Origin of the sequence: Pseudomonas sp. W15Feb9B (assembly GCF_000828175.1) — a bacterium.
GTDB classification, from domain to species: domain Bacteria; phylum Pseudomonadota; class Gammaproteobacteria; order Pseudomonadales; family Pseudomonadaceae; genus Aquipseudomonas; species Aquipseudomonas parakoreensis.
The window spans coordinates 37863-50373 of record NZ_JTKF01000005.1 but is presented as its reverse complement, the minus strand read 5'-3'; the positions used below and the strand labels follow the sequence as shown (position 1 = coordinate 50373).

Below are 12511 nucleotides of genomic sequence, written 5' to 3'. Positions count from 1 at the left end.
TGCGCTTTCGGGAAAAAGATCGCAGCCAGCGACAGCGCCTACAGGGATTTCTTGACCATGAGTTTTGTTGTACGCCGGGCGCGGCAGAATGATGCCGCCGCCCTCCCCGCCATCGAACGCTCGGCCGCCGAGCTGTTTCGCACAGATCCGACCCTCGCCTGGCTGGCCGACACCGACGTGGCCAGCGCCGCGCAACATCGCCAATTCATCGACCATGCCCACGTCTGGGTCGCCGAAAACACCTCGGCGCAGCTCGCAGGGTTTATCCGCGCGCTGGATGTCGGCAACCAACTGCACATTGAGGAACTGTCCGTCGGCCTGGTGTTTCAGGGTCAGGGCGTGGGCCGTCAACTGCTGCTGGCCGCGATTGAACATGCCCGCCGCGAGCAGATGCGCGCCGTGACCCTGACCACGTTTCGCGACGTGCCGTGGAATGCGCCGTTTTATCAGCGGATGGGGTTTGTGGTAGTTGCACCCGGTGAGCACGAAGCGCATTTGCGCGATGCCCTGCAGAACGAAATCGAACAGGGTTTTACCGCCGAGCGACGCTGCGCCATGCAACTGAGATTGCCCTGACAGGACAAATCCCTTGTAGGAACGAGCCTGCTCGCGATAGCGTCCTGTCAGTCAACTGCGTTGGCGCCTGACATTCGGTATTGGCGAGCAGGCTCGCTGCCACGCGGGTTTCATCATAAAAATAAGGACATTTGCACTGCCGTGGCCACTTACTCCCGCCTGATACGCCGACTGATGATCACCTCGCTGAGCATCGTCATCAGCCGTGCCCTGATCAGTCCACTGCTGACCCTGTTCCTCAGCAACAAACTGGGCCTCAACCCGCAGGACGTCGGTCTGCTGTTGGGCATCGCCGTGTTCAGTGCCACGCTGTTGTCGCTGTACGGCGGCTACATCATCGATCGCCTCGACAAGCGTCAGCTGTTGATCCTGACCATGCTCTCCAGCGGTGTCGGCCTGATGCTGCTGACGTTCGCGCAGAATCTGTACCTGGTCACGCTGGTGCTGATCATCAGTGAAACGGCGTCGGCACTGTTCCTGATCTGCTCCAAAGCGATGCTCAGTGAAAACCTGCCGGTCGGCCAGCGGGTCAAGGCGTTTTCACTGAACTACACGCTGACCAATATTGGCTACGCCGTTGGCCCGATGATCGGTGTTGTGATTGCCGGGGTTCAGCCTTCAGCGCCGTTTATCGTCGCCGGGCTGATTGCCGCCGGCAGCGTTTTCCTGCTGCTGGGCGTGTCCCGCGAGACCAATACGCTGTCGCAGGCCAGCCCACCACAGAGTTTCCTGAACACCCTGATCATCCTGAAAAACGACCGCACGATGATCCTGTTCACCCTCGGTTGTCTGCTCAGCACCCTGGTTCACGGGCGCTTTACCCTGTACCTGTCGCAATACCTGCTGGTGACCCATACCCAAGAACAGACACTCGACACCATGGCCGCCCTGCTGGCCTGCAACGCGATCACGGTGATCCTGCTGCAATACCAGATCGGGCGCTTTCTCAAGCGCGAGCACCTGCGGTTCTGGATTGCCGGCGGCACGGCGTTGTTCATCGTCGGTCTGATCGGTTTCAGCCTGGCGGACAGCCTCGTCGGCTGGTGCGTGGCGATGTTCATCTTCACCCTCGGCGAGATGATCATTTACCCGGCGGATTTCCTCTTCGTCGACACCCTCGCTCCCGAGGAGCTGCGCGGCAGTTATTACGGCGCGCAAAACCTCGCGGCACTGGGCGGTGCGCTGAGTCCGGTGATGTGCGGGTTCCTGCTGATGCACACGCCGGCGCCGAGCATGTTCTACGCCCTGAGCGCTCTGGCGGCGCTGGGTGGGTATCTGTGTTTTGTCAGTGGACGCCGCGTGGCAACAATTCAAAAATAATGCACTGAAGCAGCATTTATATGAATTTGTCAGCATCGAATTTGCACGGCACACTGTGCGCGTTCCTCCCCCAATAGTTGGAACGCTTCGAGGACTTTCCGAAACGGACAAGTCCTTTTTTTTGCCCCGAATTTACTGCAAGGACCCGATTTACATGCTCGCTCGCTGGTTCCCCGCCGCCATCAACACTCGCCCCACCGAATGGAGCCGCGCCGCCATCGGTATGGCGCTGGGCACCTTGTTCAGTGTCTGGGCGTGCAGTCAGGTATTCGGCCATGAAGTGGCGTATCACCTGATCGGGCCATTGGGCGCTTCGGCGGTGCTGTTGTTCGCCGTGTCCTCCGGTGCGCTGGCGCAGCCTTGGTCGATCATCGGCGGCTATCTGTGCGCCAGTGTCATTGCGTTGCTGGTGGCTCATGTTCTTGGGCGAACCCTGGGCAGTGCCTGTCTGGCGGCAGGCATGGCGCTGATTCTGATGTGCTGGTTGCGTTGCCTGCACCCACCGGCCGGCGCACTGGCGCTGACACTGGTGCTCGCCGATCCCGCCACCATCGCCCTGGACTGGAAAGCCATGGAACCGGTGATGCTCGCCGCCGCGTGCATGCTGCTCAGTGCGCTGGCCTACAACAACCTGACGCGCATCCGCTATCCGAAGCGCCCGGCCGAACCCGCGCCGCTGCAGACTCCCGTCGACAGTCAGTCAATTACCGCCGAGGATTTGAAACGGGCACTGGCTGAGATGGAAGCCTTTATCGACGTCACTCCCGAAGACCTCGAACAACTGATCCACGCCAGCGAACTGCACGCCAAACGCCGCAGCATCGGCGAAGTCTTCACCCGTTAAGCACCTGAATCTCTGTGGCGAGGGAGCTTGCTCCCGCTGGGCCGCGAAGCGGACCCGTCGCTCAACGGCGCAGCTTACGACTGCTGCGCAGCCGAGCGGGAGCAAGCTCCCTCGCCACAAAGGCCTTCCTCAACCTGCTGCAAAAACGCAAACTCCCCCTGCACATATCCCCGTTGTACACGGCAAATTTGCACTGTTACGATCCGTCAACGCTCGCGCGCGAGCTTCTCGAATAAAGACAATAAAAGCAGGGAGTTAGTGATGACTGCTCAGGCTTCATCCCCGCGGACGCCGTCCATGGATGCCACGCAAAACGACGTGCTGGCCGAGGTTCGTAACCACATCGGTCACCTGACCCTCAACCGCCCCGCCGGTCTCAACGCCATCACCCTCGACATGGTTCGGCAGTTGCAGCAGCAACTCGATGCCTGGGCTGCTGATGCCAATGTGCACGCGGTGGTACTGCGCGGTGCCGGTGAAAAAGCTTTCTGCGCCGGTGGCGATATTCGTTCCCTGTACGACAGTTTCAAAAGCGGCGCTACGCTGCACGAAGATTTCTTCGTCGAGGAATACGCCCTCGACCTGACGATTCATCACTACCGCAAACCGGTGCTGGCGTTGATGGACGGTTTCGTCCTCGGCGGCGGCATGGGCCTGGTGCAAGGTGCGGACCTGCGGGTGATCACCGAGAAGAGCCGTCTGGCGATGCCGGAAGTGGCCATTGGTTATTTCCCCGATGTCGGCGGCAGCTATTTCCTCTCGCGCATTCCCGGTGAACTGGGGATCTATCTGGGCGTCAGCGGTGTGCAGATTCGTGCGGCGGATGCGCTGTATTGCGGGCTGGCCGACTGGTTTGTCGACAGCCGCCAACTGGCGAGCCTCGACGAACAACTTGATCACCTGGAATGGCACGACACGCCGCTCAAGGATCTGCAGGGCCTGCTGGCGAAAAACGGCGTGCAAACCCTGAGCGATGCGCCGCTGGAGAAGTTGCGCCCGGCCATCGACCATTTCTTCGCCCTGCCGGACGTGCCGAGCATTGTCGAGCAACTGCGCGCAGTCACTGTCGCCGACAGCCATGAGTGGGCGACGACCACCGCTGACCTGCTGGAGACCCGCTCGCCGCTGGCGATGGCCGTGACCCTGGAGATGCTCCGTCGCGGTCGGCAACTGAGCCTGGAACACTGCTTCGCCCTCGAACTGCATCTGGATCGTCAGTGGTTCGAACGCGGCGACCTGATCGAAGGCGTACGCGCTCTGCTGATCGACAAAGACAAGACACCTCGCTGGAATCCGCCGACCCTCGCCGCGCTGGACGCCGGGCACGTCGCGAGTTTCTTTAACGGTTTTGATGAGAGCGGGAGCTGAGCCATGCACGATCTCGAACTGACTGAAGAACAAGTAATGATCCGCGACATGGCCCGGGATTTTGCCCGTGGCGAAATCGCACCTCACGCACAAGCCTGGGAAAAGGCTGGCTGGATCGACGACGCGCTGGTGGCGAAGATGGGCGAACTCGGTTTGCTCGGTATGGTGGTGCCCGAGGAATGGGGCGGCACTTACGTTGATTACGTCGCCTATGCGCTGGCCGTCGAAGAAATTTCAGCCGGTGACGGCGCGACTGGCGCATTTATGAGCATCCACAACTCGGTGGGTTGTGGGCCAGTCATGAATTACGGCAGCGAAGAACAGAAACAAACCTGGCTGGCCGACCTCGCCAGCGGTCAGGTCATTGGCTGCTTCTGCCTCACCGAACCGCAGGCCGGCTCCGAGGCGCACAACCTGCGCACCCGCGCCGAACTGCGCGACGGCCAGTGGGTGATCAACGGCGCCAAACAATTCGTCAGCAACGGCAAACGGGCGAAACTGGCGATCGTGTTTGCGGTGACCGACCCGGATCTGGGCAAGAAAGGCATTTCTGCGTTCCTGGTGCCCACCGATACGCCGGGTTTCATCGTTGATCGCACCGAACACAAGATGGGCATCCGCGCCTCCGACACCTGCGCAGTGACGCTGAACAACTGCAGCATTCCCGAGGCCAATCTGCTCGGCGAGCGCGGCAAAGGCCTGGCGATTGCCCTGTCCAACCTCGAAGGCGGGCGCATCGGCATTGCTGCGCAAGCCTTGGGCATCGCCCGGGCGGCGTTTGAAGCGGCGCTTGTGTACTCCCGTGATCGCATCCAGTTCGGCAAGCCGATCAATGAACACCAGAGCATCGCCAACCTGCTGGCCGACATGCACATGCAAATCAACGCGGCGCGCTTGATGATCCTGCACGCGGCGCGCCTGCGTACGGCGGGCAAGCCGTGTCTGTCGGAGGCGTCGCAGGCCAAACTGTTTGCCTCGGAGATGGCCGAAAAGGTTTGCTCGTCGGCGATTCAGATTCATGGCGGGTACGGGTATCTGGAGGATTATCCGGTCGAGAAGTACTACCGCGATGCGCGGATCACCCAGATCTACGAGGGGTCGAGCGAGATTCAGCGGATGGTGATTGCGCGGGAACTGAAGAACTACCCACTGTAAAAGCAAAAAGATCGCAGCCTTCGGCAGCTCCTACAGGAAACCGGTGTAGGAGTTGCCGAAGGCTGCGATCTTTTGATGTTGCCTCAAAAGCTTCGCGAGCAGGCTCGCTCCCACAGGGGATTTGTGTACGACATAAATCCCCTGTGGGAGCGGGCTTGCCCGCGATAGCGTCAGTGAGAACGCAACATTACTTACCGGTAAACTCCGGCGCGCGCTTGGCCACAAACGCCGCCATCCCTTCCTTCTGATCCTGCGTCGCAAACGCCGCGTGGAACACCCGGCGCTCGAAACGCACGCCTTCAGTCAGGTTGACCTCAAACGCACGGTTGACGCTTTCTTTGACCATCATCGCAATCGGCAGCGACTTGCTGGCGACCACGGCGGCGACTTTCAACGCCTCGTCGAGCAACTCATCGCTCGGTACGATCCGCGCAACGATGCCGCAACGTTCGGCCTCCACCGCATCGATCATCCGCCCGCTGAGGCACATTTCCATGGCCTTGGCCTTGCCCACGGCGCGGGTCAGGCGCTGGGTGCCGCCCATGCCCGGGAGCACGCCGAGGTTGATTTCCGGTTGACCGAATTTGGCGTTGTCGCCTGCCAGAATGAAGTCGCACATCAACGCCAGTTCACAGCCGCCACCAAGGGCGAAACCGTTGACCGCAGCGATGATCGGCTTGCGACGGTTGGCCACGCGGTCGCTGTCGCTGAACAGGTCGTCCATGTAGATTTGCGGGTAGGTCAGCTCGGCCATTTCCTTGATATCCGCGCCGGCGGCGAAGGCTTTCTTCGATCCGGTGATGACGATGCAACCGATGTTCGCGTCCGCTTCCAGAGCATCAAGGGCGTGGTTCACTTCGCTGACCAGTTGCGCGTTCAACGCATTCAGCGCCTGCGGACGGTTCAGGGTGATCAGGCCGACGCGGCCATGGTGTTCCAGCAGAATCGTTTCGTAAGTCATGGGCAAGATTCCTTGTCAGAGATTGCGCGAAATAACCATGCGCTGAATGTCGCTGGTGCCTTCGTAGATTTGGCAGACTCGCACATCGCGGTAAATGCGTTCCAGCGGGAAGTCGTTGAGGTAACCGTAACCGCCCAGCGTCTGCAACGCCATCGAGCAGACTTTCTCGGCCATTTCCGAGGCGAACAGTTTGGCCATCGAGGCTTCGACCAGCGCCGGCTGACCGCTGTCGCGCAGCGCGGCGGCGTAATGCACCATCTGCCGGGCGACGGCGATCTGCGTGGCCATATCGGCGAGGCGGAAGGCCACGGCCTGGTGTTCGATGATCGGTTTGCCAAAGGTGTCGCGCTCGCGGGCGTAGTCGCGGGCCGCTTCGAACGCGGCACGGGCCATGCCCACCGCTTGCGAAGCGATACCGACACGTCCGCCTTCAAGGTTGGCCAGGGCGATTTTGTAACCTTCCCCCTCTTCACCCAGGCGATTGGCCACCGGCACTTTCACGTCTTCAAACAGAATCTGGCAGGTGTCTGACGCGTGCTGGCCGAGCTTGTCTTCGACCCGGGCGACTTTGTAGCCGGGCGAATCGGTGGGCACGATGAACGCCGTGATGCCGCGCTTGCCGGCACTCGGATCGGTCACCGCAAACACGATCACGATCCCGGCGTTCTGCCCGGACGTGATGAACTGTTTGCAGCCGTTGAGTACATAGTGATCACCTTCCAGACGAGCGCGGGTTTTCAGGCTGCTGGCATCGGAGCCGGCCTGCGGTTCAGTCAAGGCGAAGGCTCCGAGCATGGCGCCGCTGGCCAGCGGTTTGAGGAAGCGCTCGCGCTGGTCGTCGTTGCCGAACTTGAGGATCGGCACGCAGCCGACCGAGTTGTGCACGCTCATGATGGTCGAGCAGGCGCCGTCGCCGGCGGCGATTTCTTCCAGGGCCATGGCGTAGGCCAGGTAACCGGTGTCACAACCGCCCCACTGTTCCGGCACGAGCATGCCGAAAAAGCCCAGTTCGGCCATTTCGCCGATGGCTTCCTTGGGGAAGCGATGTTCGCGATCCCACTCGGCGGCGAACGGTTTCAGCCGTTCCTCGGCGAACTGCCGGGCCATGTCGCGGATCTGGGTTTGGTCTTCGTTGGGAATCATGTTGAATCCTTAACTTAAATCCGGGTTACCACACAGAATCCTGTGGGAGCTGGCTTGCCAGCGATGGGGCCGTGTCAGTAAACATATTGACTGTGTGACCCACCGCCATCGCGGGCAAGCCCGCTCCCACAGGGTCCGGTGCCAACGTTAATACACGCATTCCACGGCCATCGCCGTGGCTTCACCGCCGCCGATGCAAATCGCCGCAATCCCGCGTTTCAGATTTTTCTGGCGCAGGGCCGAGAGCAAGGTCACCAGAATCCGCGCGCCCGAGGCACCGATCGGATGGCCCAGCGCGCAGGCGCCGCCGTGCACGTTGAGCTTGTCGTGGGGGATTTCCAGGTGAGTCATCGCGGCCATCGCTACCACGGCGAACGCTTCGTTGATTTCGAACAGATCGACCTCGTTCAACGCCCAACCGGTCTTCTTCACCAGCTTCTTGATCGCGCCAATCGGTGCCACCGGGAACAGGCCCGGCGTGTCGGCAAACGCAGCGTGACCGTGAATCACCGCCAGCGGTTTCAACCCGAGTTTCTGCGCCTGCGACTGACGCATCAGCACCAGTGCCGCCGCGCCGTCGGAGATCGAGCTGGAGTTGGCCGCTGTCACCGTGCCGCCTTCGCGGAACGCCGGTTTCAGCGAGGCGACCTTGTCCAGCTTGGCTTTCGGCGGCTGCTCGTCGTTGCTGATCAGCCGCTGTTCCTTGCCGACGGTCACTGTGAGCGGAACGATCTCGGCTTTGAAGCTGCCGTCCTTGATCGCCTGCTGGGCGCGGGTGGTCGAGGCGATGGCAAACGCATCCTGGGCTTCACGGCTGAAGTCGTTGGTTTCGGCGCAGTCTTCGGCGAAGGTGCCCATCAGACGGCCCTTGTCGTAGGCGTCTTCGAGGCCGTCGAGGAACATCGAATCGAGCACCCGGCCATGGCCCATGCGGTAACCGGCACGGGCGCGGTCCAGCAGGTACGGCGAGTTGGACATGCTTTCCATGCCGCCGGCAATCACCACGTCGGCGCTGCCGGCCAGCAGCATGTCATGGGCGAGGATGGTGGTTTCCATGCCCGAACCGCACATCTTGTTGACCGTGGTGCAACGGGTGGATTTATCCAGCCCGGCGCCCAGAGCCGCCTGACGGGCCGGTGCCTGACCGAGGCCGGCGGGCAATACGCAACCGAACAACACTTCGTCGACCGCGTCGTTGGCGACGCCGGCCCGTTCAACTGCGGCCTTGATCGCGGCGGCACCGAGTTGCGGCGCGGTGAGGCTTTTCAGTTCGCCCTGAAAACCGCCCATCGGGGTACGGACGGCACTGACGATAACAATCGGATCGTTGGCAATAGTCATGACAAATCCTCCTTACTTGGCGGCCATGCGCAAGGCGCCGTCGAGACGGATCACCTCACCGTTGAGCATGCTGTTTTCGATGATATGCCGAACCAGCGCGGCGTACTCGGCAGGTTTCCCGAGGCGCGGCGGAAAAGGTACGCCAGCGGCCAGCGACTCGCGCACTTCCGGGGTCATGCCGGCCATCATCGGCGTTTCGAAAATGCCCGGAGCGATGGTCATCACGCGGATGCCGAAACGTGCCAGTTCACGCGCGGCCGGCAGGGTCATGCTGGCAATCGCGCCTTTGGAAGCAGAATACGCCGCCTGACCGATCTGGCCATCGAACGCTGCGACCGAGGCGGTATTGATGATCACCCCACGCTCGCCATCGGCATTGGCTTCGCTCTCGGCAATGGCCGCTGCGGCCAGTCGCAGCATGTTGAAGCTGCCGATCAGATTGATGTTGATCACTTGGGCAAAACTCGACAGCGCATGCGGGCCGTTCTTGCCGAGGATCTTTTCGCCACGGACGATACCGGCGCAGTTGACCAGACCGTTGAGGTTGCCAAAGGCTTTCACCGTGGCCTGCACCGCAGCTTCGGCAGCGGCTTCATTGCTGATATCGGCCACCACACTTTGCGCGCCAAGGCGCTGGGCCTGCGCGGCGACGGCTTCGGCATTCATGTCCACCAACATCACTTTGGCGCCGGCGTTGACCAGCAATTCGGCGGTGGCGGCACCCAGGCCGGACGCGCCGCCGGTGACGATAAAAACCTTGTTCTCGATCTGCATGACGGACTTCCTGATTCAAGCTGAAACGTTGTGCGCCGCGGCCTCTTGAGCCTTGGCGATTTCCTGGTTGCGCAAGATAAAGCGCTGCAATTTGCCGCTTGGGGTTTTCGGCAATTCGCTGACAAATTCGATTTCACGGGGGTACGAATGCGCGGCCAGACGCTTGCGCACGTGTTGGCGCAACTCTTCGGCCAGCGCCGGTTCGGCGCGGTATTGCGGGTTGAGCACGACGAACGCCTTGACCAGTTCGGTGCGCTCCGGATCAGGCTTGCCGACCACGGCCGCTTCGACCACTGCCGGGTGTTCGATCAGCGCGCTTTCGACGTCGAACGGGCCGACGCGGTAGCCGGAGGTGGTGATCACATCATCACTGCGCCCGACGAAGCTGATGCTGCCGTCCGGGTTCCATTCCACGGTGTCGCCGCTGAGGTAGTAATCGCCGACGAAGGCTTTGGTCGGCACGCCCTCGTAGCCGCCGAACCAGCACATCGGCGACTGGGTGCGGTCGATGGCGAGAATGCCCGGCTGGCCGACGCCGAGTTCGTTGTAGTGCTCGTCGAGCACCACGATGCGATGGCCCGGCGAGGCGAAACCGGCGGCACCGAGGTGGATCGGGTGTTCCAGGCCGTGGTGGTTGCACAGGACCATGCCCAGTTCGGTCTGGCCGTAATGATCGTGAATCACCACGTCGAGATTGTCGGCGAACCAGCGGATCACTTCCGGGTTGAGCGGCTCGCCGGCGCTGCTGACGATGCGCAACTTGCCCTTGATCGATTTGGCGAACTCGTTGCCACCGGCAATCAACAGACGGTACGCAGTTGGCGAACCGGTAAGGTTGGTGATGGCGTATTTGTTGATTACCCGGCAGGTGCTTTCGAGGGTGAACGGGCCATCGTAAAAGGTGATCGGATGCCCCATCGACAGCGGGCCGGTGACGCCGAAATAGATGCCGTAGGCCCAGCCCGGATCGGCGACGTTCCAGAACGAATCTTCAGGGCGCAGATCCACCGCGTCGCGGGTGTAGCTCTGGAACGCGACGATGGCCTTGAGCGGCACCGACAGCGCTTTCGACGGGCCGGTGGTGCCCGAGGTGAACATCAGCAGGAACGGATCTTCGCCGCTCAGCAGCACCGGTTCGCAAACGCTGGAATAGTTGGCCAGTTCGGCCCAGAAACTGAAATCACCGCGGACGATGCCCTGACCTTTGGCGCCGCCGACGGTGACGATGGTCGGGCAATCCGTGACTTCGGCGAGTTTTGGCCGGTTGACCGCGTCGGTGACCACCACTTTGGCGCCGGAACTGTTCAGGCGATGCTCGATGGCCTTGGGGCCGAACGCGGTGAACAGCGGCTGATACACCGCGCCGATGCGCCAGGTGGCGAACACGGTGATGAGCAATTCGATGTTGCGTGGCAGCAGGCCGGCGACCTTGTCGCCCTTCTGCACGCCTTGTTCGAGAAGGAAATTGGCGAAGCGCGCGGCTTTGTCTTGCAGTTCGCTGAAGGTGTACGTGGCACTGGCGCCGTCGCGGCCTTCCCAGAACAGTGCGATGCGCCCCGGCAAGGCATGGCGGTCGCAACATTCGACGCAGGCGTTGAGCGCCTCCAGCGTGCCGCTGAGCGCCGCGTCCACGGTGTGCTGATAGTTGAACTGTTCGGTGGCAGACAAGTAATCGCGCATTGCCAGAATCCCTCGGTGTTTTTATTAGGCTGGGAACCGTAAACAACACAGGGATAGTCGCGCTGCGGCGCTGAAGCGGCAATGGTCAAAGCCATCAAAGTGGCTGACTGGTTTGGCCATGTTTCAAGGGATGTGTTGCCTTGACCGGCCCTATCGCTGGCAAGCCAGCTCCCACAGGGTTAGCGCAAACTCTGTGGGAGCTGACTTGCCAGCGATGGCGGTGGGCCAGGCGACAGATGCTCTGAATCAGACCGCTTCGTTAAGGATCAACGTACGGTAATGCCCCGGATTGGACCCCGACCACTTGCGAAACGCCTTGTAGAACGAACTCGCATCGGCAAACCCCAGCCGCGTGGCGATCTCGACGAAGCTGATCGACGGTTCCGCCAGCCAACTGATCGCCAATTCCTTGCGCACGCTGTCCTTGAGACCCTGATAGGTCTGCCCTTCCTCGGACAAACGCCGGCGCAGGGTCGAGGCGGACATGCACAGTTGCTGCGCCAGCGCCTCGGTCTCCGGCCAATGTTCGGCGGGCAACTGCCGCAGATCCTGCTTGATCCGGCTGGCAAGGCTCTCAGGATCGCGGTACTTCACCAGAATGTTCGCCGGCGCATGGGCCAGAAAGCGTTTCAGTTCTTCGGCCGTACGCTTGATCGGCAGGTCGAGGCAGTCAGCAGCAAAGATCATCCGCGTGCGCGGACGCTCGAAGCGCAGGTTTTCCGAGAACATCACCCGATAGTCGTCGCAGAAATCCGGCTCGGCGCAGCGCAATTCGATCGCCAGGATCGGAATCCGGCGCCCCGCCAGCCAGCAGGCCACGCCGTGGACGATCATCCAGTAGGTGAAATAGGTGAACGCGCGGCGCGGCTCCGGGTCGTCTTCGAGCAGGACGATTTCCGCCAGGCTCTGCTGATGCACCAGTTGCGCGGGCATTTTTTCCAGCATCAGCGAGAGAAAACTCAGGCCCATGTTCAGGCCGGCGGCCAGCGTCGATTGCGCCATGGCGCTGCGGCAGAGGAATTCGAGGCTGCCGGACCTGAGCCGGCGCGGATCCATGCCAAAGAACTCGTCATCGCCGCGCCGGGCCAGCAGACGCCAGAGTCTGGCGTATTGCGAGGCGGGCACCCTGCCCTGTTCGCTGTGCAGCAGGGCCGGCGCAATCCCGACCTTGTTCAAGACTTCATCCGTGGCCACGCCCGGGGCACAACTTTGCAGCAGCGCTTCACGCACCAGCTGCACGGCGATGGTGTCTTTTTCCGACATGGAGCGAGGCAGACCTTGTGGTTTTCGAGTGACGTGCATCTTAACGCAGCCATCCCCAGCACAACACCGATCCTGTGGGAGCGAGC

Annotated in this window: 11 protein-coding genes; 5 read left to right on the top strand and 6 right to left on the bottom strand. The window is 61.6% G+C overall.

The window, feature by feature from the left end; translation table 11 throughout:
- Positions 1-57 precede the first annotated feature (57 nt).
- The 5 genes from OC71_RS02540 to OC71_RS02520 all read left to right on the top strand — a co-directional run bounded on the left by OC71_RS02540 (position 58) and on the right by OC71_RS02520 (position 5263).
- Entirely contained in the window at positions 58-576 is a 519-nt protein-coding gene (locus tag OC71_RS02540) for a GNAT family N-acetyltransferase (RefSeq protein ID WP_041063779.1), read from the top strand.
- Positions 577-717: 141 nt separating this feature from the next.
- Positions 718-1896, top strand: a complete 1179-nt coding sequence (locus OC71_RS02535; RefSeq protein WP_041063777.1) for an MFS transporter — start codon at positions 718-720, stop codon at positions 1894-1896.
- Positions 1897-2050: 154 nt separating this feature from the next.
- On the top strand, positions 2051-2740 hold the full coding sequence (locus tag OC71_RS02530; RefSeq protein ID WP_041063775.1) for an HPP family protein: 690 nt from the start codon (positions 2051-2053) through the stop codon (positions 2738-2740).
- Positions 2741-3001: 261 nt separating this feature from the next.
- Positions 3002-4108 carry an enoyl-CoA hydratase/isomerase family protein gene (locus OC71_RS02525; protein WP_041063773.1) on the top strand — a complete coding sequence of 369 codons (1107 nt, stop codon included), beginning with the start codon at positions 3002-3004 and terminating at the stop codon, positions 4106-4108.
- A 3-nt stretch (positions 4109-4111) separates the two neighbouring features.
- The gene (locus OC71_RS02520) at positions 4112-5263 is read left to right on the top strand and encodes an acyl-CoA dehydrogenase family protein (protein WP_041063771.1); all 1152 of its coding nucleotides are present in this window, start codon (positions 4112-4114) and stop codon (positions 5261-5263) included.
- A 187-nt stretch (positions 5264-5450) separates the two neighbouring features.
- On the opposite strand, the gene OC71_RS02515 is transcribed toward OC71_RS02520, so the two are convergent.
- The 6 genes from OC71_RS02515 to OC71_RS02490 all read right to left on the bottom strand — a co-directional run bounded on the left by OC71_RS02515 (position 5451) and on the right by OC71_RS02490 (position 12425).
- Positions 5451-6224: an enoyl-CoA hydratase gene (locus OC71_RS02515; protein ID WP_041063770.1), complete on the bottom strand. Its 774-nt coding sequence runs from the start codon at positions 6222-6224 to the stop codon at positions 5451-5453.
- A gap of 15 nt (positions 6225-6239) precedes the next feature.
- Positions 6240-7367: an acyl-CoA dehydrogenase gene (locus tag OC71_RS02510; RefSeq protein ID WP_027611962.1), complete on the bottom strand. Its 1128-nt coding sequence runs from the start codon at positions 7365-7367 to the stop codon at positions 6240-6242.
- Between the two features lie 147 nt (positions 7368-7514).
- Complete coding sequence (locus OC71_RS02505) at positions 7515-8708, bottom strand: acetyl-CoA C-acyltransferase (protein ID WP_041063768.1); 1194 nt, start codon at positions 8706-8708, stop codon at positions 7515-7517.
- A gap of 12 nt (positions 8709-8720) precedes the next feature.
- Positions 8721-9482, bottom strand: coding sequence for an SDR family NAD(P)-dependent oxidoreductase (locus tag OC71_RS02500; protein WP_041063766.1), 762 nt, complete (start codon positions 9480-9482; stop codon positions 8721-8723).
- 15 nt (positions 9483-9497) lie between these two features.
- Positions 9498-11162: an AMP-binding protein gene (locus OC71_RS02495; RefSeq protein WP_041063764.1), complete on the bottom strand. Its 1665-nt coding sequence runs from the start codon at positions 11160-11162 to the stop codon at positions 9498-9500.
- Between the two features lie 246 nt (positions 11163-11408).
- Positions 11409-12425 carry an AraC family transcriptional regulator gene (locus OC71_RS02490; RefSeq protein ID WP_041063762.1) on the bottom strand — a complete coding sequence of 339 codons (1017 nt, stop codon included), beginning with the start codon at positions 12423-12425 and terminating at the stop codon, positions 11409-11411.
- Between the last annotated feature and the right edge of the window lie 86 nt (positions 12426-12511).